22 protein-coding genes are annotated in these 26050 nt (G+C 35.1%); 10 read left to right on the forward strand and 12 right to left on the reverse strand.

What is annotated here, in order from left to right:
- Positions 1-181: 181 nt before the first annotated feature.
- From ABVM52_RS16980 to ABVM52_RS16990, 3 genes are all read right to left on the reverse strand, one after another.
- Complete coding sequence (locus ABVM52_RS16980; protein ID WP_405382264.1) at positions 182-1576, reverse strand: NAD-dependent succinate-semialdehyde dehydrogenase; 1395 nt, start codon at positions 1574-1576, stop codon at positions 182-184.
- Between the two features lie 24 nt (positions 1577-1600).
- Entirely contained in the window at positions 1601-2341 is a 741-nt protein-coding gene (locus tag ABVM52_RS16985; RefSeq protein WP_405382265.1) for an SDR family oxidoreductase, read from the reverse strand.
- 202 nt (positions 2342-2543) lie between these two features.
- Positions 2544-2912 (reverse strand): winged helix-turn-helix transcriptional regulator, encoded by a 369-nt coding sequence (locus ABVM52_RS16990; RefSeq protein WP_405382266.1) that lies wholly within the window; start codon positions 2910-2912, stop codon positions 2544-2546.
- Between the two features lie 223 nt (positions 2913-3135).
- Between ABVM52_RS16990 and ABVM52_RS16995 the strand changes: the two genes are divergently transcribed.
- The 6 genes from ABVM52_RS16995 (at position 3136) to ABVM52_RS17020 (ending at position 8419) form a co-directional block, all read left to right on the forward strand.
- Positions 3136-3810 (forward strand): NAD(P)H-dependent oxidoreductase, encoded by a 675-nt coding sequence (locus ABVM52_RS16995; RefSeq protein WP_405382267.1) that lies wholly within the window; start codon positions 3136-3138, stop codon positions 3808-3810.
- Positions 3811-3904: 94 nt separating this feature from the next.
- On the forward strand, positions 3905-4741 hold the full coding sequence (locus ABVM52_RS17000; RefSeq protein ID WP_405382268.1) for a DUF4437 domain-containing protein: 837 nt from the start codon (positions 3905-3907) through the stop codon (positions 4739-4741).
- 271 nt (positions 4742-5012) lie between these two features.
- Positions 5013-5138, forward strand: coding sequence for a hypothetical protein (locus ABVM52_RS17005; protein ID WP_405382269.1), 126 nt, complete (start codon positions 5013-5015; stop codon positions 5136-5138).
- Between the two features lie 155 nt (positions 5139-5293).
- Positions 5294-5917, forward strand: a complete 624-nt coding sequence (locus ABVM52_RS17010; RefSeq protein ID WP_405382270.1) for a MarC family protein — start codon at positions 5294-5296, stop codon at positions 5915-5917.
- A gap of 30 nt (positions 5918-5947) precedes the next feature.
- Positions 5948-6481: an NAD(P)H-dependent oxidoreductase gene (locus ABVM52_RS17015; RefSeq protein ID WP_405382271.1), complete on the forward strand. Its 534-nt coding sequence runs from the start codon at positions 5948-5950 to the stop codon at positions 6479-6481.
- Between the two features lie 48 nt (positions 6482-6529).
- Positions 6530-8419 (forward strand): monovalent cation:proton antiporter-2 (CPA2) family protein, encoded by a 1890-nt coding sequence (locus ABVM52_RS17020; RefSeq protein ID WP_405382272.1) that lies wholly within the window; start codon positions 6530-6532, stop codon positions 8417-8419.
- Positions 8420-8501: 82 nt separating this feature from the next.
- Here ABVM52_RS17020 and ABVM52_RS17025 read toward each other — a convergent pair whose 3' ends face one another.
- The 9 genes from ABVM52_RS17025 to ABVM52_RS17065 form a co-directional block, all read right to left on the reverse strand.
- Positions 8502-9227 carry a hypothetical protein gene (locus ABVM52_RS17025; protein ID WP_405382273.1) on the reverse strand — a complete coding sequence of 242 codons (726 nt, stop codon included), beginning with the start codon at positions 9225-9227 and terminating at the stop codon, positions 8502-8504.
- An 8-nt stretch (positions 9228-9235) separates the two neighbouring features.
- Positions 9236-12040, reverse strand: coding sequence for a T9SS type A sorting domain-containing protein (locus ABVM52_RS17030; RefSeq protein WP_405382274.1), 2805 nt, complete (start codon positions 12038-12040; stop codon positions 9236-9238).
- Positions 12041-12510: 470 nt separating this feature from the next.
- Positions 12511-13122 (reverse strand): DEAD/DEAH box helicase, encoded by a 612-nt coding sequence (locus ABVM52_RS17035; RefSeq protein WP_405382275.1) that lies wholly within the window; start codon positions 13120-13122, stop codon positions 12511-12513.
- Positions 13123-13208: 86 nt separating this feature from the next.
- The gene (locus ABVM52_RS17040) at positions 13209-14108 is read right to left on the reverse strand and encodes an EamA family transporter (protein ID WP_405382276.1); all 900 of its coding nucleotides are present in this window, start codon (positions 14106-14108) and stop codon (positions 13209-13211) included.
- 57 nt (positions 14109-14165) lie between these two features.
- A complete protein-coding gene (locus ABVM52_RS17045; protein WP_405382277.1) occupies positions 14166-16790 on the reverse strand; it encodes a YCF48-related protein in 2625 nt (874 codons plus the stop codon).
- Positions 16791-17001: 211 nt separating this feature from the next.
- Positions 17002-18159, reverse strand: a complete 1158-nt coding sequence (locus ABVM52_RS17050) for an iron-containing alcohol dehydrogenase (protein ID WP_405382278.1) — start codon at positions 18157-18159, stop codon at positions 17002-17004.
- 50 nt (positions 18160-18209) lie between these two features.
- Entirely contained in the window at positions 18210-18842 is a 633-nt protein-coding gene (locus ABVM52_RS17055) for a nitroreductase family protein (RefSeq protein ID WP_405382279.1), read from the reverse strand.
- Between the two features lie 13 nt (positions 18843-18855).
- The gene (locus ABVM52_RS17060) at positions 18856-19521 is read right to left on the reverse strand and encodes an NAD(P)H-binding protein (protein WP_405382280.1); all 666 of its coding nucleotides are present in this window, start codon (positions 19519-19521) and stop codon (positions 18856-18858) included.
- Between the two features lies 1 nt (position 19522).
- Positions 19523-20107 carry a TetR/AcrR family transcriptional regulator gene (locus ABVM52_RS17065; protein WP_405382281.1) on the reverse strand — a complete coding sequence of 195 codons (585 nt, stop codon included), beginning with the start codon at positions 20105-20107 and terminating at the stop codon, positions 19523-19525.
- A gap of 342 nt (positions 20108-20449) precedes the next feature.
- On the opposite strand from ABVM52_RS17065, the gene ABVM52_RS17070 reads away from it, so the two are divergent.
- The 4 genes from ABVM52_RS17070 (at position 20450) to ABVM52_RS17085 (ending at position 26009) form a co-directional block, all read left to right on the forward strand.
- Positions 20450-21664, forward strand: a complete 1215-nt coding sequence (locus ABVM52_RS17070; protein WP_405382282.1) for a patatin-like phospholipase family protein — start codon at positions 20450-20452, stop codon at positions 21662-21664.
- 198 nt (positions 21665-21862) lie between these two features.
- On the forward strand, positions 21863-22870 hold the full coding sequence (locus tag ABVM52_RS17075) for an LLM class flavin-dependent oxidoreductase (protein ID WP_405382283.1): 1008 nt from the start codon (positions 21863-21865) through the stop codon (positions 22868-22870).
- 293 nt (positions 22871-23163) lie between these two features.
- Positions 23164-24519 (forward strand): ATP-binding protein, encoded by a 1356-nt coding sequence (locus ABVM52_RS17080; protein ID WP_405382284.1) that lies wholly within the window; start codon positions 23164-23166, stop codon positions 24517-24519.
- Between the two features lie 458 nt (positions 24520-24977).
- Entirely contained in the window at positions 24978-26009 is a 1032-nt protein-coding gene (locus ABVM52_RS17085; RefSeq protein WP_405382285.1) for a leishmanolysin-related zinc metalloendopeptidase, read from the forward strand.
- Positions 26010-26050: the final 41 nt, after the last annotated feature.

Below are 26050 nucleotides of genomic sequence, written 5' to 3' on the forward strand. Positions count from 1 at the left end.
GCTCAACCCACTTTAATTAAGGTTGTTTACCTAATAAAATTCCTTTGATATTATGTATAATTTGATTTACAATTCAAAGGTATTCAAAAAAAAGAATGAACATTCATTTTTTAACATAGGTTTATAGAATGAATCATAATTACGATATAAAAAAAGCACCTAAATAGGTGCTTTTAAACTTTTAATCCATAATCATGATGGACTTCACATTGACAAATTCTTTCATACCAAATCCTCCATGTTCACGTCCATAACCGGAATCTTTTACTCCGCCAAAAGGCATATTCGGTTCTGCCAATCCAAAGGAGTTTATAAATACCATTCCTGTATCAAAGTGTTTTTCTGCTAGTTCTGTAGCCTTTGCAACATCTTTGGAAAATATTCCGCCACCTAAACCAAACCTACTATCATTGGCAATACGCATGGCATCTTCATTATCCTTTGCTTTGATTAAAGAAGCAACGGGTCCAAATAACTCATCGTCATAAGCCGGTTGCCCTGGTGAAACATTACCTAGTACGGTAGCAGGGTAGAAGTAACCTTCTCCATCCGGAATTTTGCCACCGCATAGAACATCGGCACCTTTTTCTACACTTTCCTGTACTTGCTCGTGAATTTTATCTCTAAGATCTTCACGTGCCATGGGGCCTAATTCGGTATCTTCATTCTTAGGATCACCCACTTTTAAAGCATCCATCGCCTTCACAAACTTTTCCTTGAATTCGTCATAAACTTTCTCTGTAGCGATAAATCTTTTTGCCGCAATACAGGTTTCTCCGTTGTTATAGATACGGCCCATAACACTTTTTTCTACGGCTAAATCAATATCGGCATCATCCAATACTAAATAGGCATCATTACTACCTAATTCCAATACTGTTTTCTTTAATTGTGAACCGGCTTTCTCACCAATTTTTTCTCCAGCCACCGGGCTACCGGTCAAGGTAACACCACGTACCAAGTTATGCTCTATGACGGCATTGGACTGTTCATGCTCTATCACCATGACATTAAAAAGATTTGCGGGCAAACCTGCTGTTTCAAAAATGTTCTTCAGCAATTTGGCCGTGCCGGTTACATTAGACGCATGCTTTAAAAGGATACTATTACCGGCCATCAAGTTTACTATGGTATAGCGTAATACTTGGTAACTTGGGTAGTTCCAAGGCTGTATGCCATAAATGATTCCCATTGGAGAATAGGTAATAATACCTTTTCCGCCGTCGCTCAATTCACGCTCTTCGCTCTTTAAAAACTCTGGGGCATGTTCTGCAGAGTAATTACAAATTGCCGTACATAAATCCACCTCTTGGTGACTCTGTTTTAGCAATTTCCCCATTTCATCGGTCATTAGCTCAGAAAGTTCTTTCTTGTAATTCTGAAGTTCTTCACCAATGGATTTAATAATTTCCCCACGTTCTTCAACGCTCTTTGTTTTCCACTTTAAAAATGCTTTATGAGACTGTTGAATACTTTCTTCAACCTGCTCGTCTGTCATATAGATATGTGACTCAATTTCTTTTCCCGTAGTAGGATTTATGGTTTTAAATGTATCTTGTTTTGTTGTCGTAGACATAATTTTATTCTATTTAAATTAATACTATTGTTGCTCGCTTGGCACCAAATAAACATCATTGATATTTACTCGGGCGGGTTGAGACAACGCATAATAAATAGCATCAGCAATATCATCAGCTTCCAATGTTTCCATTTTTTGCATTTCTTTCATTTTCTCCTTGATATCTTCATCAGTAATGGTGTCCGTTAAATTGGTTGCAACGGCTCCCGGTTCTATGGATGTAATATTGATTCCGTACTTGGGTGCCAATTCCTGTCGTAATCCTTCAGAAAACATTTTCACGGCAGATTTAGTGGCGCAGTATACCGCTCCACCCGGAAAATAACGATGTGCCGCCATAGATGAAATATTGATAATATGTCCATCTTTATTGGCCTTCAATTCAGGTAGTACGGCAGCAACCCCGTTCAATACACCTTTAATATTAACATCGACCATTTTATCCCATTCATCGGTCTTTAATTTTTCAACAAAAGAAAGTGGCATAAGTCCCGCATTATTGATTAAAGCAGTAACTTTTCCAAAAGTTGTTTTCGCCTTGGAAACCACTTTTTCAAAATCTTCCATTTTGGTTACATCACCGGAAACTACCAATGCTTCTCCACCATCTTTTTCAATATTTGATTTTAAATCGTTAAGCTCATCTTCACTTCTTGCCATGAGTACAACCTTGGCACCGTGAGAGGCCAGTTTATGTGCGGTAGCCTTACCAATTCCACTTGATGCCCCTGTTACTATAATTACGCTATTTTCTATTTTCATTGCTCTTGTTTTTAAATTCAACAGCAAGATAAATGTAATGAGTAGGGGAGTTTGACTAGTTTAATCTAAGCATTGACCTATTTGCATTTAGAGGATAGATTATTTGCTTTTGAGTCAAAAAAATTATTGTAAAATTAATTTTAAAGATGATTTGGAAGTAAAAAGGAATTTTAAATATAACAGGAAAATTTAGAAAAACGTTTTATTCAATAACCTCTCCTTTTTCCTCAGCTACAATCTTTCCCCAATCTGCTATAGCGTTAAGCACAGGTGCTAAACTTTCCCCAAATGAGGTTAATTCATATTCTACTTTTAATGGAGGTTTTTTGGTATAGACCCTACGTGTTATTAGTCCATCTTCTTCCAATTTCTTCAATTGTAGACTTAAGGTACGTTCCGTAATCGTAGAAATTAATTTATACAATTCGTTATAGCGTTTTTTACCGCCTATCAAATAAATAAGAATTACGCTTTTCCATTTACCGCCAATTAATTCCATAGCTATACTGGTTGTACAGGAAAACATTTTATCATTGTACTTGATCAATCTTTTTTTATGCGCTATAGCCACTATTCCTAATTTTAAAAAACAAAATTAACAAACTATACAATAGCATACAACTATACTTTTTATAGTATATTTTTATAATTACAAATATCTGATAACCAGTATCATGTATTTAAAAATTTTAAAAATATTATACTATCATTTTTGACCGTTATTGCCAGTTTAAAACCCTCACCATACATTTGTACTATACTTTTGATAGTTTAAAAAATTTAAAACATAAAAAATGAAAACACCCAGCATAAATAAAGAGGAAGTATTGAATGCTTTTAATTACAGGCATGCCACCAAAGAATTTGATCCTTCTAAAAAACTTTCTGATGCAGATATCAATTTTATATTGCAGACGGCCAACTTATCACCAAGTTCGTTTGGCTTTGAGCCTTGGCATTTTATTGTTGTTCAGGATAAGGAATTACGCGAACTTTTAAAGCCAGTAGCATGGGGCGCTCCCGTAAAATTAGATACGGCCAGTCATTTTATTCTAGGGTTGGCAATGAAAGCACCCATGGTAAAACATGATGCTTCATATATTGAACATATGATGAAAGAGGTAAAGCAAATGCCTGCAGAGGTTGTAGAAGTATATTCTAAATTTTATAGAGAATTTCAAGAACGTGATTTTGATTTAGACACCGATAAAAAGTTATTCGATTGGTCATCAAAACAAACGTACATTGCTCTAGGTAATATGATGACTGCCGCGGCCCTAACCGGAATAGATTCTTGCCCTATAGAAGGATTTCATATAGAGAAAACCGAAGCATTATTAAGGGAAAAATTTGAAGTGGATACGGATAAATATGGAATTTCTTTTATGGCTGCATTCGGATATAGAAAAGCGGATCCAGAGTTCCCAAAGTCTAGAAGACCAATAGAGGACATTGTTACTTGGAAATAACAATAGATAATTGCTAAGAAAGAAAGAGTAAAAAAAAAGTTCCGAAGTCCTAAATTTTGGAACTTTTTTTAATTTAAAAATTAAAATTGATAAGATGAAAAAATTAGTATTAGTTGTATTAACAATAGCAACAACAGTATATACAAGTGCACAAACGCCAACAAAAGATTCTGCCAAATCTGTAAATGAAGTGGTAACTGCAGACAATGTAGAATGGGGTTGGTTAAACCCGTTACGAGGCGATAAAAGTCCCGCTGCCGGAAAACTTTGGGGAGATCGCACAAAAAATGAGCCCGCAGGTTTTTTAGTGAAATTTAAAAAAGGATTTTCATCGCCACCACATATTCACAACATTACCTACCGTGGAGTGGTGATTCAAGGTTTATTACATAATGATGATGAAAAAGCAGAAAAACAGTGGTTGCCAGCAGGATCTTATTGGCAACAACCAGCAGGCGAAGCGCATATTACTTCTGCTGATGGTAATGAAAATATGGCATTTTTAGATATTCAAGAAGGGCCGTATTTAGTGAAGCCAACTTCCGAAGCTTTTGATAATGGTGAACGACCAATTAATGTAGATAAAACCAATTTAGTATGGTTAAACGCTAATGATATTGAATGGGTGTCAGAAAAAAGTAATGTAGAAACTGCTTTTTTATGGGGAAGTCACGAAGAAAACCAATTGCGTGCAACACTTTTAAAATTACCAGCTGGTTTTAATGGTAGCATTAAAAATTTGAGTACAAACTTTAGAGCTGTGGTTATTTCTGGTGGATTAATGCTTCAATTTTCTAAAAAGGATGCTAAAAACGAGTTACAGCCTGGTTCTTATTTTGGAGCAGAAGAAAATGCAACCTCAATTATTTCAACAGATAGGGAAACAGTTGTTTACATAAGAAGTAATGGTCTTTTTAAAATTACTATTTAATCAATAAGCATTATACAGATAAAAAGAGATGCGTAATTACCCTACATCACTTACGCTGTGGCTTTGAATTATGTTATAAAAGAAAACATTTGAAAGTATTATCAAGGCATATCATGTCATAGCAAAACCTATGAATCTAATTTTAGGAGTAAAATTAGCATAGCTCAAATTCATTTTACAAATATCTTACTCATAAAACATATTTGATAGTAGTAAGCATAGCCGGTATAGGTAATTTCGTAGCGTTGTACTTATCCTAAGTATAACAAATTTGACAAAAACCGGTCAGTATTTCAATAATGATAAAGGTTCGTACGCAACTGCACATCCAGATGCTTATGATAAAGAAAAAGTGGAAAGCTTACTTAACCTTACCAGATCAATACCTGTTCTTTAACCATAAACTTGTCATTTATCACTAATACCATAAGTACTAATCTAGCAACAATTCTTATCTTTCAAATAATGAAAATATTTACCAAAAGAATCTAAAGAAGCTTGTTTATAACTAAGTTATTTGTGTTCTTGCAAGATTAATTTTTTCCCGCTATAATGGATAACTTAATTACTTTTTCAATCACTGTTTTTACCGGATTTTTCGCTATCACGAATCCAATATCCAATATGACCGTATTTTTATCGCTCACCCAAGGTGCGGATGATAAGACAAAACAGGATATCAATAAAAGAGCCAATATCATTGCATTCACCATTGTACTGGTTTTTGTGCTGTTGGGTAAGTTTATTTTTGAATTGTTCAATATTAGCATTCCGGCATTTAAGATAACCGGCGGAATTTTGATATTCTATATTGGGTTTGATATGCTACAATCCAAACAGTCTAGTATTAAGAGCATAAAGAAGGTTCATATTGATGAAAATATAGCGGTGTCGCCTTTGGCAATACCAATTTTGGCCGGTCCGGGTACTATTGTAACTTCAATGAATTTTGTCTCTAAAGTAGAACCTATTCAAATCATCATAGTTATCGCTATTTTTGGATTGATGAGCTTGCTCACCTATTTTACATTTAGACTTAGTAATCTAATTGTCAAGATTGTAGGATACAATGTTATATCGGTTATAGGTAAGATTATGGGGTTGATCATTGCCATTATAGGTACAGGTATGATCATTGAAGGCATTAAATTATCTTTTGATTTGATTACACGGTAACATTATATAACATCCATATTTTCCTTTGAAATGAAAAAAGTCTTGGTTCTTTTTGCGCATCCAAAGTTTGAAAAATCAAGAGCGAACAAGGTTCTCGTAAATGCAATAGCACATAAGGAACATGTTACTTTTCATGATCTGTATGAGTTATATCCAGATTTTCATATTGATGTAGTTACTGAAAAAAAATTATTGGAAGAGCATGATGTCATTATTTGGCATCACCCAATGTATTGGTATAGTTGTCCGCCTTTATTAAAACAATGGTTAGATATAGTTTTGGAGTTCAATTGGGCCTACGGACCCAAAGGCACGGCGCTTCAATCCAAAATATGCCTAAATGTAATAACGACAGGGGGTTCCAAAGAACTATACTGTTCTAAAGGAAGTAATAGTTACACTATCAATGAATTTTTAAGACCTTTTGAACAAACGGCCAATTTATGTTTAATGGCTTATAAACGACCGTTCACGGTCATGGGCACCTATAAATTGAACGATAATGAACTAGATGCGTATGGTGAAAAATACAGCGCATTAATAGATGAGTTGCAACAATCTTAATCTAAACGGGCAAATGTTTATTATGGATATTCAATAAAATGATTATAAATGACGGGCAGTATACTTTTTGAAGCTATTGTATTCTTATTGGGAGCCATTATCTGTGTCTCCATCGCTAAGAAATTAGGCCTTAGTTCCGTTTTGGGCTATCTCATGGCCGGCGTTTTAATAGGTCCGTATGTTCTAGGGTTTATTGGCGAAGAGGGAGAGGACATTCTCCACTTTGCAGAATTTGGGGTAGTGGTCATGTTATTTCTAATAGGTCTAGAAATTGAACCAAAGAATTTTTGGAACATGCGTAAAACCATTGCCGGTATGGGCGGTTTACAGGTAGCGGCCACTATGGTACTTTCTTATTCATTTTTTTATACCATTGGGTTTAGCTGGAAGATATCTTTGGTAATTTCCATGGCCGTAGCACTTTCTTCAACGGCAATTGCCATGCAGACCATTAAGGAAAAAGGGTTAATGGAAACTACATTTGGCACCTCTGCGTTTTCCATTTTATTGTTTCAGGATATTATCGTCATATTTATGTTGGGAGCCATCCCTTTATTATCTAACTCCAATACCGATGTTGATGCCAATACCCATGATTCCACGGGCAATTTATTGGATAGTTTGCCCTTGGGTTATCAAACTTTGGCCATTATCCTATCTGTGGTGCTTATCATTGTGGCGGGTAGGTATCTAATAGTTCCTATGTTGCGTAAAGTGGCACAGACCGGTGTACGGGAGCTGTTGATTGCCTCTGCATTGCTCATTGTATTCAGTATTTCTTTTTTAATGGAATATGTTGGACTTTCACCTGCCTTAGGGGCATTTTTAGGTGGGGTAGTGCTATCCAGCAGCGAATATAAACATGAGCTGGAAAGTACATTGGAGCCCTTTAAAAATCTTTTACTTGGATTGTTCTTTATTGCTGTAGGCGCATCAATAAACTTTGTGGTCATTGCTAAAATTCCTTTGACCATTGGCGGAATTTTACTCGCCGTAATGATTATAAAGGCATTGGTCTTATGGATAACGGCACGGGTCTTTAGCCTAAAGTTGGATCAAAAGTTACTATTAACCTTTAGTTTGGCACAAATTGGGGAGTTTGCCTTTGTTTTATTATCCTTTGCTTTTCAACTGAAAATATTGGGACAGGAACAAATGGATATTATGTTGGTCATTACCGCATTGACCATGACCCTGACCCCAGTTATAAGTATTATTAATGAGCGATTTATACTGCCAAAAATTGGTACCAAGGAATCTATAAAACGCCCCATGGACCACATTGCTAAAACTCAAAATGTAATTTTGGTAGGCTTTGGTCATTTTGGCAGTACCGTAGGCCGATTTTTACGGTCGCACGGTATTGAAGCAACAATACTTGACCAAGATTCTAACCGGGTAGATTTCTTGCGTAAAATGGGATTTGAAGTGTATTATGGTGATGCTACGAGAATAGATTTATTGGAATCTGCAGGTATTGCTCAGGCAAAAATTCTTATTTGTGCTATTGATAATCCCGGTGTTACCAAAAAAGTTACCCAATTGGTCAAAGAAAATTATCCTCATGTAGAGTTAATGATACGAGCCAAAAATAGATATGATGCCTATGAACTCTTAAATATGGGCATTGAGAATATATACAGGGAGTCTTTGGACACTTCGTTGGCATTGGCCAAAGATGTGTTAAGCAAATTGGGCTTTAGAAAATATACCTTGACCCGCCAAGTGCAAAATTTTATAAAATATGACGAAAGCAGTTTAAGAAGGTTGGCTTCTGAACCTAAACAGGACGAGTCCTATATTTTTAAGGCAAGAAAAGAACTGGAGGAACAGGAAAAATTATTGAATGCCGATTTTGAAAGGGGAGTAGTGGAGTATGATAATCATTGGGACAGCGAACAAATTAGAAAAACGCTTAAAAAATTTAATAAAGAATAAACCGTTTACTAGATTGTTATTTTTTAACCCCCTAATAAACGGTTGTATACTCTACTATAAAAGAACAATTAATTTGCCAAGCTTACATCTTTCTTGTTATCGTTGAAACTGAAATATTTCCAGAAGAATCTTTACTTTTTACTTCAATGGTATATTCCATATCTGGAATAATATCTAAAGGTCCGTATTCAGTTTCAAGCAAGTCAGATTCATTGACCAGTTCATTTTCTTCGTCATGGATACTAAGGTCATAGCTAAGCTCATCTCCATCTTCATCGCTCCCAATCCAATTTATCGACATAGTTTCTAAAGTGGTATCAAAAATTACCGTAATTTCTGCAGCATAAGGAACATAATTTTCAATTGGAATACCCGGTGTGCTAAATGAAAATGTATCACTCACAACCTCGCTTGTACTATTCAATGAGGTAATTTGCCATGTATACGTTTTACCTTTACCTAGTGGAACTTCCAATTCAGTATTGGTCAACTCTTCATTTGCTACTATTTCATCTCCTTCAAAAACCTCAATTTTATACGATGATGTATGTTCAGCTGTAGTCCATTTAAAAGCCACAAGTACATTACTACTACTATTCTCTATTTCAGAGAAATCTGAACATACATCTCCATTTTCAGGTACAATTGCTACGGATTTAGTAGGATTTAATGGTGTTTCAGGATTTTCTTGTTCTTCTTCTATTGGTGTCTTGGGTATATCAGAATCTACATCGTTGCTATCACTTTTACCACATGAACAAACCAATATAACTAAAGAAATGATTGATAATTTAAATATAGTTTTCATAGTAAATTTTATTGTTTTATTATTTTGTGGGTTGTTGTTATACCATTTACATTAATATGCAAAATATAAGCGCCGGTTTCTAAATGACCAATAGAAATCTTTGGTGTATTATCTAATTCCGTTTCAAAAACCTTTGTACCGCTAAGATTAAACAATGTGATTTTTGAACCTATTAAAATAGAATCAAAATCAATAATATCTTGTGTAAGACTAGGGTAAAAATGATTTTGGCCGGTAAGTATAAATTGATCTTCGATTATTCCCTGACAATCACTTTCGCCTAAAATTAATACCTTATTTTCCATGTCAGTAACACTAAGCGTAATTGTATTCGTGTCCACATTGTCAAAATAAAATGTCCTAGTTATATCATTTAGATTCACCGTATACGTTTTACTACCACTTAGTGCATAGCTCACCGTTTTATCCGTTTTGTTTACTGTTCGTTTACCTGAACTTAAATTTTCCAATGCATTCACTGCTACTATATAGGTGTAATTAAATGTAGAACCGTATATCTCAATGTTCAAGGTATAACTACCAGATGCCAAATCTGTTATAAATAAAGGCTGGTCAGCATTGCCCAAAGTGTAATATGATACCTGATTATTTTCATTGGTTAGCGTTACCTTATTCATTGCCACATTATTTAAAGTTGTTGAAATTTCAATAACTCCATTGGTCTCATTAGGACATGTAGGTGATTTTGTTAGCACCTTAACACTGTTTTGAGCAATAGGTACACAACCAAAGTCGTTAACTTCAACTCCCGCTTCATTAACAAAATTACATTGATCAATATCATCACTTACACCATCATTATCAGAATCTAACTGGTATGCAGCACACCCAAGACCATTAACTGGTTCTCCGGCAGCGGTATCATCACAATAATCATAAGGATTAAAAACACCGTCATTATCATCATCTAATTGATAAGAGGAACAACCTTTATCATTTACACTTTGTCCTTCTTCCGTATCTGGACATTCATCATCTACATCGGCAACGCCATCATTGTCCATATCCGCAGGAATATCTGTAATTGTACTTTTCCAAATACCATGACCATTTGTGGAAACATAAATTTCATTCTCAACATTTAAAATATCTCGAATAAATATACCTTCCAGATTTTTTGTGATATCATAAAACTGTGATCCACCAATATCTGCAAAACCTATAGAGTTTCCTATGGCATACATTAAATCATTGATAAAAAACATTCTATATTTCCTGGCGCCTAAAAATGAAAATTTATAAGACCACGTAGCACCATTATCTGAAGATTCACTTATGCGATTACCACTTAAAACATAAACTTTACCTTTATGAATATCAATATCATTAATATGTGAAGAAAATATTTCTGGACGCTCTACCCATGTTTCTCCTAAATCATCGGTAAAAAGAACTTTATGGCTTTTACTTGCTATAGCAATATTTTGACCCTCAATTGCAATTTGTGATAGTGCATTATTAATTTCCAAATCTCCTAAATTACGTGTAGACCAAGTGGCACCATCATCCGTAGAAATTATCAATTGATTCTTTTTTGTGATAACAACTAGAACCCCATCTTTATAAACCGCTTCTCCTGTTTGTTCCAGTCCGTCTGAAACATAAGTAATTTCATAAGTAAGACCATTATCTGTTGACCTATATATATCACGATTTGTAACTGCCACAATTTTATTACCTATGTTAAAAATGTCTTGGGTATTTCCTGTAATTACAGAAGTTGGCAAATTTCCATTAATATTTTCCCAGCTATTGCCGGCATCAGACGTTTTAAGAAGACCGGTGAATTGTACAAAGGTAGTTATTGTTGTCCCTGCCGTATTTAATTCATTGGCGACTACTGCATTTAATCCGGTATTACTGGAAGTCCAACTAACCCCATTGTTTTCACTACTGTGTAACCCTTGATCACCAGTAATTAATACTTTGCCTTCATTTATAATTAAATCATAAACAGTTTGGTCATTTGGTTCATCAACAAACGTCCAATTCATACCATCATCTGCAGAAAAAGCGTACGACCCATAACCGGTTACGTATAATTCATTATTATATGATTTTAAGTTAATAATAGACCCATAGTTATAATAAATTGGACCATTAAAGGTTTCAAGGTCCGCGTTCAAAGTCCATAATTTTGCATTATTTGCAATGTAAAGTTGATTGTTATGAACCATCATATGTCTTATACCATTGGGACCTCGACCAGGAAAATCAATTTCCGTCCAAGTATCGCCTTGGTCTTCAGATACTAAAATATAATCTGTTCCTAATAAAAGTTTTCCTTCAAAATATAGTATGGAATAGGCTGCATGACCAACAACATCTACAGGTTTATAAATCCAATTTATACCATTATCCGTTGATATGTATATACCATTGTTTGATGCAGCATATAATGTTGAATTATTGGACGTTATGTCATAAATGGTACCTTGAATAATATTTATGTTAGTAGCTACCCAGGTAACTCCATTATCCGCAGAACGATATAGTCCCGTACCGGAAACATCTGTCTGAAGGTATAAAACACCATTTACACTATGCAGATTATACGAATGGTGACCAGCTGGCAGACCATTTTCAACCTTAGACCAAGTTACACCATTATCAATAGAACGATGAAGAGCTCCTTCCTTAGTTGTAACAAAAAGAGATGATCCGGCTTTAACAATATTACGTGTAAATGCTCCTGTGAGCTCTGTTGATTGTTGCCATTGAGCATAGGTCAATAGCGATGTGTAAAAAAATAAAAAAATAAATAGGAATGTTTTTTTTAATGTTTTTAGCATATGGTTGGTTTTTTAGATAATTGGTGTTCTTAAATACCGGTATCAAGTTCAAAATCTAGAAATTTTAAAACGAATTTAAAAAGTTTCAATTATGAACAATACTATTTCTATAAATTTTCGATATAACGTTTGAATTAAAAATTTATATTGAATTTTAAAGAATATCACTTATAATTGCTTTATTCAGATTTTTAAATTCCGACTAAATGATAAGGTATTCTTAAAATAAACGGTAGTTCATCGAAATAATGATGTACTTTATACGATAAATAAGATATGTAGCGTTATAATTATATTAGTCCAAAAAAAGTTATGACATGAGTATTATCGTTAGGAGATTTCATTTAATAGCAAGTATCATAGGTTTGGTCATTACTTCCCTAACCAAGGGAATGGACTATATTGATGAAGTTGCTTCTGAAAACTCTTAAGTTAAGCTCCTCTTAACTTCTTTGCATACCCATAATAGATTATTCCTTTACCAACCGAGCCCTCTCCATAAAGAAATCTTCAAATCGTTCCAATTTTGGAGATAATTTTTCAGCATATAGAACATACTGGCATTTCATTATACTTTGCGAAACGGTAATCATTGCCGTATAATCCGATTTTTGAATTAGAAAATCACCATCGTCAATACTACATATTTTCAATTGTGACGTACTTACACCATTTAATAAAAACAATTTGTGCAAGGTAGTAGGGGTAGTAATCAAAATATCGATCCCTTCAAATATTTCCGATTTTTGAATATCAATATGCAATTCCTTATAACTGGCATATAGTCTCATGTCCGTATACTTGGTATACTCAAAAAACTTATCATAAAGTTCCAAAACCTTTTCTTTATTTTCTACAACTACAACAGCTCTAGGAGCATTGCCCTCGGCCTTACATTGCAATTTTTGTAGCGTGGTCAAAATTAAAGCTGTCGTCTTTCCACTATCTTTTGGTCCAATGCAATACACATTTGCACCACTTTTTATTACAGGAATACTCTTTTTCTGAAGAGAGGTAGGTGCTTCTATAGAAAAATTTGACAACCTTTCAAGTAAATGCGGATTCAGTTTTTTAAATGCCATAAATTGCTCCTCTTTTTAAACAAGTTGCTAGTGTACAAAGATACTATCTACAATGGGCTATACCAATTAGATAGTACCTTTAAGTGCTAACTGTACAGAATTAAAAATACGCCAAGCATGATTCCTGCAAGCGGTACCAGTTTCTTACGCTTATTTTGTTCCTTAAATATAAAACCTCCAATAACTACAGCAATCAAAATCTGACTTCGTTTTATGGCGGACAAAAGCATGATCAACGCGTCTGGATCTTGTAATGCCTTAAAGTAAAAATAATCGGCTATTTGCAGTAAAATACCAACCAAGGGTATGGTCCACCGCCAAGTAAAGGCTTTTCTCTTTTCTTTAAAAGGAAACCAGGTTATGGTAAGTATGATCAATAAGAACAAAACGGTGTAAAAGCAAAACCAGAATTGTAATGTTTGCGGATTCAATGCCAAACTTTGTATTAAGAACTTATCGTATAACCCGCTGGAAGCTCCTAAAAAAGTTGCTCCTACAATGGCAAAAATCCATTTGTTGTGTTTAAAATGGATTCCCTCTTTTTTTCCTATTCTAGAATATAAAATCACTGATAATATAATGAGGAAAAAACCTATCCACTGCCATGAATTCGGCTTTTCTTGGTAAATGGTAATAGCCCCTATAAAAGTAAAAAATGGACCAGCAGATCGTATGGGCGTAACAATGGTTATAGGTAAATGTTTTAATGCCTGATACGCCAACACCCATGATGCCGCCATTATAGCCGATTTTATTGCGATAAACCCGTGTGTTTTAAGAGGAATATTGGTAATATAAAAATCTATGGATACCATGTACTCCTTAAAAAACAATGACCCAAGATAAAAGGGTAGGAGCAATAAAAACCCCGATGTGATTGTACCCAATAATACAGGAAAAACCTCGTTGCCCTGCACCGCATGCTTTTTACATAAGTTGTGTAATCCTAAAAATAAAGCCGCTAAAAGTCCAAGGTACATCCACATAATGCGCGCGAAGATATTGGTTTTTCAATTTACCTTGGCAACCCTTAGCTTTTAAACTTATCGTTTAATTACCTTAACTGTATTTGTTTGTTCTTTTGAAGATACTTTAATGAAATACATTCCAGGTGCGAAATCATCTAAATTTAAAGATAGGCTATCATCAGCAATTTTACTTTTTGATAATACAATTTGTCCGTTAGAATTAAAAACATTGACAGTAGCTTCGTCTAAATTTCCACTAATCATATACGTTCCGGAACTTATACTTGGATAGACTACAATTTGATCCTCCATTACTATGGTATCGTGAATTATACCTTGGCACTCACTATCACCTGATATTGAAATTTTGTTAACCGCTTTCAAATTACTTAATACTATATTCTGAGTAGCTGTTGAGTTAAAATAAAACTCCTTTTCCACGCCGTTTAAGTTTACTTTATAGGCGTTACTACCAGATACCGTATAGGTAACAGTTTTTTGTGCTGTATTTATGGGTTGATGTTTACCCGAAATAGTACTTATTTGACCTACTGTAACCCCAAATTCTTCTTCATGTTTTATACTTGGAATACTTATAAAAACTTGATAGATACCAGAAGGCAACCCATCAACTAAATGGTTACCCTGCCAGTTTGTAATTTGTAGTTCTTGATTTAAATTACCTCCAATGATTTTAATGGTATAATCATATCCCAGCATAGAGGAAATAATTTCTATGCTTCCATTGTCCACTGTGGGACAGGTAGGACTGGTAGCTAAAACTTTAATACTTTTTAATGGTACTAAATCACAACCATATTCATTTACTACCATACCTTCTTCTGTTTCAGGACATAGGTCATTTTTGTTAATGACCCCATCATTATCATAGTCTAAAAGAGATAATGAAACATCGGCTTTATCAATTTTGAAAACGCTTGAAAACTCGGTCCCAATAAAAAATTGATTATCATGCATCAGTAAACTTGTTACAGTAAGATTTGTTAAACCATCATTAAACGAATGCCAAGATTCTGTCTCACTATCACTTACTAGAACTCCATTATTTGTACCAACGTAAACCGTGTCATTTTCAACAATTACATCATGTATAGACTCTGTATCAAATGCGACATAACGACTCCATTGTTCCCCTAAATCACTGGAAATAAATAGACCATGAGATGTAGCGGTATAAACAATATCGTTTTGTACTATAATTTTCCTAACATAATGATGTCCTATTGGTATGGATACATTTTTCCAAGTAGCACCAAAATCGTTAGAAGAAAATAGCTGACCATCGTTTGTACCCACAAAAATAACATCGTTATGCAAGGTTACGGCAGACAAACCTGAATTTGAAAATTCATTTATTTCAGTGCTAACCCACGTTTCGGCCATATCATTCGAAATCAAAATCGTATTGGTACCTTCGGTCAAAATAAATAGCCCATCTTTATAGTTTAGACTTCCTAAATTTGCAAAACCGCTTGTGGTATATTTACTTTCCCAAGAATCGCCATTATCAATTGACTTGAAAATTCCATATCCATTATTGATGTAGATCGCTTCATTAACGGTCAATAAATCATTGATAAAACCATTACCAGGTTCCATACCTAAAGTAACATTTTTCCAATTTTCGCCTCCATTATTAGTTCTAAAAACCCCTTGACCCGCACTTCCAGCAAAAAGATATTCATTATTGGCTGCCATAGCTCTTATCCATATAGATTTTATCCCTGTATTATTACTACTCCAAGTTATACCGTCATCTTTAGATTGATATACCCCTTCATCAGTACTCATTAATATATTACCGTTTGTTATATAAAGATCATTAATAAAATCTGAAGATTCTTCATTTTTGACCATAGTCCAAATAGACCCTTTATCCCTTGTAATATAGTATCGCCCATTAGAAGTGGTGGCATAAATATAATCTTCATATTTACCAATGTTCCTGACCGTTGCGAATGTGGATAATGTAGTTTGTTGCCAAGTTTGACCTTCATCACTGGATAAATAAATATGTCCTACATCTGCCACGTATACATCCGTACCATCTACAAAAACATCTGTTAATCCATTAGGATTTATGTAGGGTACCGCTATTGGAGTCCATGTTTCTCCATCATTTTCAGAGACATACAGTCCAGGAGACCCTTGTGGTACAGCACTTGCTCTACCAACAGCATATATTTTAGTTTCTGTTATCGATAATCCTGCAAATTGAATATTTTGTACCCCTTCACTTCTGTCTAACCAAGTCGTTCCATTATCTAGTGAAACCATTATACCACCGTTAGCTAAACCTGCAACTATTTTATTTTCAAATACCTGCAAAGTATAGAAAGTTTCATTCTCTATACCCGCGTTTGCAGCTGTCCATGTAGAACCACCATCTAAAGATTTATAGACACCTTTATTATTTATTGAACAATAGAGTGTGCCATTATGCTCGGTAAGTTCTGTTATTAAATTAGGGGTTGGTAAATCATTTACAATTACATTCCAAGTAGTTCCATTATTAATTGAAGAATAAATATTATTATTTGTCGATAAGATCAACTTATTTTCTATTTCAACTATCTCTTTTATACGTCCTCCTTCCGGACCACCTGTCTGCACCCATTGAGAAAAAGATTGTGTATTGTATAAAAGAACTAATAACAGAATAGGTAAAATTTTATTCATGGTTTGGGATAATTAAAGCTAGGCGTAAATAACGATAAAATAAGAAAACTATTACAATATTTTAGATGATAAGTTCACAAATACTGATGTTTGTTCTTTACATTTATATGGAATAAAAGCTTTTGTTTAACCTCATCATTTTTAAATAGAATAATGAAAAAGGGGATGCCTTTCTACAAGACATCCCCTTTTTCATTAATTAAACTTACTTTTAATACGCCATTTTAACGATTTTCTCGGCGTCTTCTGGTAGTAAAGCTTGTCGTTCACCTAATTTCCAACCACGATCTGTAAAACGTTTAGAAATTTCTTCGGCAGTACCTTCATATTCTTTCGTGTAATCCGATAATTTGGTATCGATTCCTAACTCATGAAAGAATGCTTCGGTCTTTTCAATGGCCGCATAAGCCTTATCATCAACACTACCTTCTGTTATATTCCAAACACGTTCACCGTACTGTGCCAATTTTTCCTTTTTAGCTTCAAAATTATATTTATAGTGACTTGGTGCCACTATAGCCAAAGTACGTGCATGATCAATACCGAACAAAGCAGTTAACTCATGACCCATCATATGTACGGCCCAGTCGCCAGGAACTCCTTTTTGAATTAAACCGTTCAGTGCCATGGTACAGCTCCACATAAAATCTGCTGCTGGTTTATAATCTGTTGGGTCTTTCAAAACTTTTGGAGCAACTTCAACCAACGTTTGCAAAATACTTTCAGCAAATCTATCTTGTAAAGTAGCTTCAATAGGGTAGGTCATATATTGCTCTAGAACATGGGTAAAAGCATCTGTAATACCATTTGCCAATTGGCGCTCTGGTATAGATGTAATCACTTGTGGATCTAGGATAGAAAATTCTGGGAATAATCCTGGTCCGCCCATAGCCAATTTTTCTTTAGTTTCGGCTCTAGTGATTACCGCGCCAGAATTCATTTCAGAACCTGTAGCCGGCAATGTCAATACGGTGCCAAAAGGCATCCCTTTTTTGGTCCTTACATTTTTGGTAAGTATATCCCAAGGTGTATCACCATCATACACCGCAGCTGCCGATAAAAATTTTGTTCCATCAATAACAGAACCACCGCCAACAGCAAGTAGATAATTTATATTTTCTTCTTTGATGATTTTTAATGCTTCCATTAAAATTGCATATTCAGGATTGGCAGGTATACCACCAAACTCGATCATATCTACATCTGATAATGCCTTGGTAACTTGATCGTATATTCCATTTTTCTTGATACTACCTCCACCATAAAGCAATAAAACTTTAGCATCAGCAGGTATTTCACTTTCTAATTTCGCTATGGTATCCTTTCCAAAAATAATCTTGGTAGGGTTCTTAAATTCAAAATTGTTCATTTTCTCTCTTCTTTCTAATTTGTAATCTATATTTATAATTTGATAAAAGATTACTCTATAACCGTTACCAAATCTTTCATTGGTTTTCTAACCTTTACTAGATTAACCAACCAATCTTCACTTTCATTTCTATAACCTAGTGGTAACAAAACAGCACTACGTAATCCTTTTTCGCGTAAGCCTAAAATTTTGTCTACGGCATCTGGATCAAAGCCTTCAATTGGGGTAGCATCTACCTCTTCAAAAGCTGCTGCGGCTATGGCTTGAGAAAAAGCAATGTAAGCCTGTTTTGCGGCATGGTTAAAGTTTTCTTCAGCATCTTTCTGCGGGTATGAGTCCAATAACATTTTACGATAGTTTTCCCATCCTTCATTTTTAAATCCACGTATATCATTTGTTAAATCGAACATATAATTAATACGCTCAGCGGTATAGGTGTCCCAAGCAGCAAAAACTAAAAGGTGGGAGCAGTCGGTTATCATAGATTGATTCCAAGCTACCGGTCTTATTTGTTCCTTTATCTCTTGATTTTTAACGACAATGATTTCAAATGGCTGCAAACCGCTTGAAGTAGGAGCAAGGCGAGCAGCTTCTAATATACGCTCTACTTTATCTTCCGCCACTTTTTCGCCGTTCATTGCTTTAGCAGCGTATCTCCAGTTTAATTTATCTAATAATATCATGTTTTAATTTTAATTACGTTGTTTTTGCTAATTGTTTTATATCGTCTGATGTAATAATTACATTGGTACTACTTGTAGTATTCGCTATATTCAACATCGCCTGCGCAATGCAATCGGCATTGACTATTTTATATTTTTTCAGCGGACCGATAAATAAGGGTTGTATAATTTTAAATACAACGAGCCCAATCTTTTCCAAAACCCTACGTTCATCTCTATCGCCACCAATTAAAGAAGGTCTCAAAATAGCGGTCTTTTGTATGCTTTGGTCCAAAACCCCTTGCTCCATTTCTCCTTTGGTACGATTATAAAAAACATTACTTTTTTTATTGGCGCCCATGGCAGAAATCACAATAAAGGTTTTGATGCCGTTTTCTTTGGAAAGCTTGGCCGCTGCTACCGGTATACCATAATCTATGGCTTTGTATTTGTTTTTATCTGGAGTCTTTTTCGCGGTAGTCCCTATACAACAATACACTTCATCTGCTGTAAACTCATTCTTGAACTGATCCAAGGCCAACAAATTACCAATATGCTGATGTACGTTATTGGGCAAACCATCAATTTTAGACCTTGAAAATAGTTTTATGGTCTTGTACCGATTATCCTGTATCAATTTTTGAAGCAAAATACCTCCGGTTAGACCCGTGGCACCTAAGATGATGGCTGTTTTCTTCATATTAACGACTTATTTTTATGCTGTTCCATGCCGCTTGAAAAGCTTCTTCTAATTCTTTAGGGCCAATTTTAAAGGCTCCACGGTTCTCAATGAGCATTAAAAATGATAATGGATTAATAGCATAGGCATACAGAAGATAATCTGAAATAGGTTTAATAATACCTTGTGACTTTCCACGTGCCCAAAGATCTAAAAGGGGCTGTAAATGTTTTATTCCCTCTTTTCTACTGGGTTCATCAATCATGGGGGTATTGTCACATTGTGCCAAGAACATGGCATCCGCTACTTCTTTCAACTTAAAATCGGCAATACGTTTCCAAATCACCTCAAACCCTTCTTCTACCGACATGGTTTCATTATAAGTCTCAAATGCGTAGGCCGTATACCTAGATTTCACCTCTATGTAGGTCTTATTTACCAAATCTTGTTTATTATCAAAATATAAATAAATGGTAGCGGGCGATACATTGGCCATTTTAGCTATTTTACTCATTGGGGTTGCGTGAAAGCCATCATTATTGACCAACTCAATAGTTGCCGCCATAAGTGCATTTCTCTTATCTATACTTTTTTGAAGTGCTGCCATTTTCTAAATATATATATGGAACAAAGATACAAAAAATGAACGTTCATTCTTTTTTGTTAACACAACTTTAATTTAAAGCGGATTATAAAAAGGGGAGGGTATTTAAAATTATTTGTTCATTTAACAGCTATGCATTACCTCCTAATTAATTGTAGTTATTTATCCATAAACCAACCTTTCATCGAAAAAACACTACTTCCTCATATATTATAAGGTTCTCCTATAGGGAATTTATAAATGCATTTATTACATTTAAAACATACAATAAAGGTAGTTCCCCCAACCTTTATACTATTTTATTAAGCTCCCATCATAAAAGCGAGCTTTTAAAATTCTTTAAAAATGTATAAAATCTTATCGCTAGACGGTGGTGGAAGCTGGGCAATAATACAATTATTGACGTTGAAAGACCGCTACGGTGATATTAACGGTCATGATCTTTTAAAATATTTTGATTTGGTCATTGCCAATTCCGGCGGTAGTATTGTACTAGCTGCCTTGGCCGAAAACTACACCCTAGAAGAGGCGATAGCCCTCTTTAAATTAAAAGAGAACAGAACACGTATTTTTCATAAAAACTCCTTTGCAGATCGTTTTTTCCCAGTAGATTATCTACGTTTTTTGGGTATGGGGTTTGGTCCTAAATACAGTTCCAAAAAGAAAAAGGAAGCATTTGAACATCTTTTTCCTAAAATAGATAAATTACAGATGTCAGCATTGCCCTTGGCAATTGGCAAGGAAACCTTAAAGTTGGTAGTCTGTACCTATGATGCATTGAACAATAGAGCAAAATTCTTTAAGTCTTACGTCAATGGTTCCCACGGCTACGATTCGGTTAAACTTACCCAAGCTATAAACGGCTCCTCTAATGCACCCGTACAGTATTTTGATTTCCCCGTAAGATTTAAGGCAAAGGAAAGCGAAATTTTTTATGAACTGTGGGATGGCGCTCTTGGCGGTTTTAATAATCCGGTGTTATCCGGTATTATAGAAGCCTATAAATTGGGCGTAGAGTTAAAGGACATACAAGTAATTTCACTTGGTACCAGTAATAGCCTTATGTCCCTCCACGACAAGAATAAATTTTGGGAATGGAAACTTGCCGCTCAGCAGTATAGAAGAAAAAAACTGTATGTTCATAAACTGGGAAAACAATTCAATTTTTTTAAGGCCACTGTATTCAATCAAGCCAAAACCATTTTATATCAACCACCAGATACCGCCAATTACATTGCCATGATGTTTTTAAGGGCCACTACGGGACTACCTGCAGATGATAGCATTATACGTTTGTCCCCACTAATTCATTTTGACAGCCAAACCGCGCCGGAGACTATTCCGCTAATTGAAAAACTATACCAATTGGATATGGATGTCATCAAAGATGAAGAAGTTGTAACACTATTAGAATGCTTTCAGGCTTGGAAGGTTGGTAATATTTATAATCAGCCTATAGAATTCAAGGTTGAACGCAATAACGATTTACGCTGCATCGAAGGGTACAAAACCTATAAAGACGGCATGGAGAGATGGCGCAAATGGGAAAGCGCCTCATGATCTTATCCATTAAAATTATTTGCTTCATTTATATCTATATGTACTACTTAAAAAGCACCGCTTTTAAACTGTAAGGTTCTTATGACCATAGCGACAAAATGCATCGCTAACTTTTTTAAGGGAATACTTTTCTGTTTAAGGTATTTCCAAAAAATGACTTCATAAAACAAGTCTAAACATAGTAATAGAAGCACATAAATGAAACAAGCAAAATATTCTATATTAGACCTTGCCCTAGTATCAAAAGGTCATACCCTTCAACAAACATTTAATAATAGCCTAAGACTGGCGCAACATGCAGAGGATTCTGGGTATACGCGATATTGGTTGGCAGAGCATCATAATGCTATAAATATTGGAAGTAGTGCTACCTCTATTCTCATAGGTTATATTGCACAGGGTACCTCCAAAATACGCGTAGGTTCCGGAGGCATTATGCTACCTAACCATTCTCCTTTGATCATTGCGGAACAATTTGGTACCTTGGCCGCTCTCTATCCGGACCGGATAGATTTGGGCTTGGGCAGGGCTCCTGGTACCGATAGGGAAACCGCTCTGGCCATTCGTTCAGATTTTATGCAAGCTGCACATTCTTTTCCACAGGAACTTAAGAAAATACAAACCTATTTTTCAACGGAAAATGAACACGCAAAAGTTCGTGCTACGGTAGCCGAAGGAACCAATGTGCCTATTTATATACTGGGTTCCAGTACGGACAGTGCACATTTGGCTGCTAAAAAAGGGCTGCCCTATGCCTTTGCCAGTCATTTTGCGACTACTCATTTATGGAATGCTATGGAGATTTACCGAAATGAATTTCAACCTTCACATGTTTTGGAGCAGCCCTATATCATGGCCGGCGTAAATTGTATTATTGCCGATACCGACGCAGAGGCGGAACGCATGTTTACCTCTTTAATACGTATGATCGTGAGTATTTTTACCGGTAAACGTGATTTTGTACAACCCCCAACGGAAATGACACAAGAATTGGCAGAAGTGGTTAAAAACCCCCAAATTCACCAAATGCTCAAATACTCCTTTGTGGGCAATAAGAACACAGTCAAGAATCAGATAAAGGAATTTTTAAGTAAAAGTCAAGCAGATGAACTTATTGCGGTAACGAATATATATGACATAGATGCCAAAATACGTTCATATGAACTTTTTGCTGAAATTATGCAAGAGCTTCATCAAGAAGCTTAACACAGAGTAATTCCAATAGTAAAACTTAATAGCGTGCACATGTAAGCCTACTTATATGGGCACTTCTTTTGGTAGCACTGATTTTTTATACTATAACTTGGCCATTAACCATTTCAAAGTTTAAAAGCCACATTTTTAATATCGGTCATCATTTATTTACTAGTCAAAAAATTGAAATTGCACCGCTGAATATGCTTTCTATTAAAAATCCGTTATTTTTAATAAAACAAAGCGTCATCTACGCATTTTAATTTATAATTGATTGGTCAGTAAAAAAATCTGACATCCGTAATATGAAGAAATCAGACATAGACGCCAAAATTCACAAAGCTTCTGTTCAAGCCGGGAATGCAATGGCTAATTTAAATCCGTTAGAAAAAGATTCCATTATTGAACGGCAATTGCGATTTCAAGAACTGTTAATCAGTATTTCTACAAAATATATTAACTCTGACCTGTCTGATATTGATAAATTAATTAGGGAATCGCTACAGCAAATAGGAGAGTTTGTGGAGTCTGATAGAAGTTATATTTTTTCATATGACCTGGTAAACCAAACTACTTCCAACACTTATGAATGGTGCGCCAAGGATATAGCACCTGAAATTGACAACCTACAAAATGTGCCCATAGATTTTATTCCTCAATGGGTAGAGGCCCATAAAAACGGTGAAGCTTTTTTTGTGGAAGATGTAAGCCTATTACCAGAAGATGGGGAATTAGGGCTAAGAGCCGTATTAGAACCACAGGGCATAAAAAGTCTAATAACCATACCTAAAATAAAGAATAATGAGTTAATTGGTTTTATTGGTTTTGACTCTGTTAGAAAAATCAATAAATACAATGACCTGGAGAAAGAAATACTCTTTGTATTTGCAAATATGCTCGTTAATGTCATTCAACGTAAGGAGAATGAAGAACGTATAAAAGCGCAGGAACAAAAGAAGGAAGAATTACTGCAATATCTTTCACGTCAAAACGAGGAGTTAAATGAATATGCCCATGTAGTATCCCATGACCTAAAAGCACCATTAATAAATATAAGCACTTTAATAAGTTGGTTCATTGAGGATAATAAGGAAGCCTTAAATGAAGATGCCATTGCTCCTTTAAATCAAGTAATGTTCAATGTGGAAAAAATGGATTTCCTAATTAAAGGAATCTTAAATTATTCTACGATCGATAGGTTAGAAAGTGATGACAAAAAAATTGATTTCAATATCATTGTAGAGGAAGTCATCCAGACCTTATTGGTGCCAGACCATATTGAGATAGAGGTTCAAAAGAATTTACCAGTCATATATGGCAACACGTGGCGGTTTAAGCAAATATTTCAAAATTTGATTCAAAATGCCATAGACTATAACGACAAAGAAGACGGACAAATCCGTATTGGTTTTAAGGAGCGTGACAATGAATTTGAGTTTTTTGTACAGGACAACGGAGTAGGTATTAAATCTACTTATTACGACCGTATCTTTAAGGTCTTTACCAAGTTGGAAAGTACGGGATCGTCCTCTGGAATTGGCCTTTCTATCGTCAAAAAAATTGTTACTTATTATAGAGGTAAAATTTGGATAGATAGTAAAGAAGGAGAGGGCAGTACCTTTTATTTCACGATTCCTAAATCAACCTACACTAAAGAATAAGGAACATAAATTAATATCGGTATTCGCCTCATTATAATATTTAATGGGCCGGGATTTACATCTGGCCCTTTTGCATTTATAATTTTCTAAGGTTATATCCTCCTAAAAGCCCAATAGTAATAGTTATCAATAGTGTAGGCATTAAGAGTTTTAACCAACTGAAATTGTATTTTACCTCGTAGAATTTAATATCATAATCCTGCCAATTTATGGTATTTACTTCTTGGTTTTCAAAAATCTTAGGATAAAATCTAAATGTTCATTCACACAATAATTTTATTTAGCATTTAGGGAATTTAAATGTTTCATCAATTAGTTTCAACAAGTATATCCGGCTAAAATGGCTACTTCGAGCCAATTTTTTTTTGTGACTTTTCTTAAAGTATGTTAAATTTAACAATAACTAAATTTTAGTTATAAAACTGTTTAATTTTTAATCACTAACACATTATTATTTTATGAAGAACACTATTAAAAGTTCCCTGAAAATCATGGGTTGCGGATTGGTTGTCAGCACCTTATTGCTTACATCTTGTAGTCGTGAAACCCTTACTAACGAAACGTTGGAACCAACCAACTCTCAAGACCTTACAATTGCCCTTAAAGCACCTGTAACAGACCCTATCATCATAGATGATTTAGGAACAGAATCCCTTAAAACCACAGAGGCCCCTGGTGTAGACCGTGGACGATTCAACATCACTTTAAGTTACTTGTTGCCTCCAACTCCAAGACAACAAGAAGTATTTGAAGCTGCTGCCGCGCGTTGGGAAAGAATCATTATCAAAGACGAACCTTCTTTTACAGGAACTCTGCCTTCTGCCTTTACGGGTTTTCCTCCTTTGGTTGATGAAGGTGTTGTAGATGATATTATTATTGAAGTTGCCCTGGCACCTATAGACGGTTCTGGTGGAATCTTAGGTCAAGCAGGACCACAATTTGTACGTAGCGATGATTTTTTGACCCTATCCGGTGTCATGTTCTTTGATGTGGCAGATTTGGATTTTTTGGAAGAGCTTGACCTGTTCGAAGAGGTTATTGTTCATGAAATGGGTCACGTATTGGGCGTAGGAACACTTTGGAACACCGCCCCATTTGGGTTTGACAGAACATTAAGAGGTGGCGATGATAGCAACCCATACTTTTTAGGTAAAAAAGCTAATGTATTTTGGAATGCCGAAGGAGGTACATTGGAATTACCGGTTGAGGGTGATTTTGGACCGGGTACCGCATTAGGTCATTGGGATGAGGAGGTTTTGAACAATGAACTTATGACAGGTTTTCTAAATTTAGGCGAAAACCCATTAAGTAGAATTACGGCTGGCTCCATGAAAGATTTAGGTTATGGTGCAGCATCTGTTGGCGAATCTTATGATTTACCCAAGGGTTCACCTGGTGTTGCGGCAAAATCCAATAACACCTCTGGCATTCATATTGGTAGTATGGAAACTTTATTAAAGCCCGTTGGTATCGTTAATATGAAAAAATAAATATTATACGAATCATATTAAAAAAATGGAGCTTGTAACTT

The organism is Maribacter sp. LLG6340-A2 (assembly GCF_045057105.1).
Taxonomy (GTDB): domain Bacteria; phylum Bacteroidota; class Bacteroidia; order Flavobacteriales; family Flavobacteriaceae; genus Maribacter.

Bases quoted from the DNA above. Each gene is read 5' to 3' on its own strand.
- ABVM52_RS17080 (WP_405382284.1), top strand. From the start codon at position 23,164: ATGAAGAAATCAGACATAGACGCCAAAATTCACAAAGCTTCTGTTCAA.
- ABVM52_RS16980 (WP_405382264.1), bottom strand. From the start codon at position 1,576: ATGTCTACGACAACAAAACAAGATACATTTAAAACCATAAATCCTACT.
- ABVM52_RS17040 (WP_405382276.1), bottom strand. From the start codon at position 14,108: ATGTGGATGTACCTTGGACTTTTAGCGGCTTTATTTTTAGGATTACAC.
- ABVM52_RS17075 (WP_405382283.1), top strand. From the start codon at position 21,863: ATGAAACAAGCAAAATATTCTATATTAGACCTTGCCCTAGTATCAAAA.
- ABVM52_RS16985 (WP_405382265.1), bottom strand. From the start codon at position 2,341: ATGAAAATAGAAAATAGCGTAATTATAGTAACAGGGGCATCAAGTGGA.
- ABVM52_RS17000 (WP_405382268.1), top strand. From the start codon at position 3,905: ATGAAAAAATTAGTATTAGTTGTATTAACAATAGCAACAACAGTATAT.
- ABVM52_RS17030 (WP_405382274.1), bottom strand. From the start codon at position 12,040: ATGCTAAAAACATTAAAAAAAACATTCCTATTTATTTTTTTATTTTTT.
- ABVM52_RS17015 (WP_405382271.1), top strand. From the start codon at position 5,948: ATGAAAAAAGTCTTGGTTCTTTTTGCGCATCCAAAGTTTGAAAAATCA.
- ABVM52_RS17020 (WP_405382272.1), top strand. From the start codon at position 6,530: ATGACGGGCAGTATACTTTTTGAAGCTATTGTATTCTTATTGGGAGCC.
- ABVM52_RS17070 (WP_405382282.1), top strand. From the start codon at position 20,450: ATGTATAAAATCTTATCGCTAGACGGTGGTGGAAGCTGGGCAATAATA.
- ABVM52_RS17050 (WP_405382278.1), bottom strand. From the start codon at position 18,159: ATGAACAATTTTGAATTTAAGAACCCTACCAAGATTATTTTTGGAAAG.
- ABVM52_RS17045 (WP_405382277.1), bottom strand. From the start codon at position 16,790: ATGAATAAAATTTTACCTATTCTGTTATTAGTTCTTTTATACAATACA.
- ABVM52_RS17035 (WP_405382275.1), bottom strand. From the start codon at position 13,122: ATGGCATTTAAAAAACTGAATCCGCATTTACTTGAAAGGTTGTCAAAT.
- ABVM52_RS16995 (WP_405382267.1), top strand. From the start codon at position 3,136: ATGAAAACACCCAGCATAAATAAAGAGGAAGTATTGAATGCTTTTAAT.
- ABVM52_RS17055 (WP_405382279.1), bottom strand. From the start codon at position 18,842: ATGATATTATTAGATAAATTAAACTGGAGATACGCTGCTAAAGCAATG.
- ABVM52_RS17065 (WP_405382281.1), bottom strand. From the start codon at position 20,107: ATGGCAGCACTTCAAAAAAGTATAGATAAGAGAAATGCACTTATGGCG.
- ABVM52_RS17025 (WP_405382273.1), bottom strand. From the start codon at position 9,227: ATGAAAACTATATTTAAATTATCAATCATTTCTTTAGTTATATTGGTT.
- ABVM52_RS17060 (WP_405382280.1), bottom strand. From the start codon at position 19,521: ATGAAGAAAACAGCCATCATCTTAGGTGCCACGGGTCTAACCGGAGGT.
- ABVM52_RS17085 (WP_405382285.1), top strand. From the start codon at position 24,978: ATGAAGAACACTATTAAAAGTTCCCTGAAAATCATGGGTTGCGGATTG.
- ABVM52_RS17010 (WP_405382270.1), top strand. From the start codon at position 5,294: ATGGATAACTTAATTACTTTTTCAATCACTGTTTTTACCGGATTTTTC.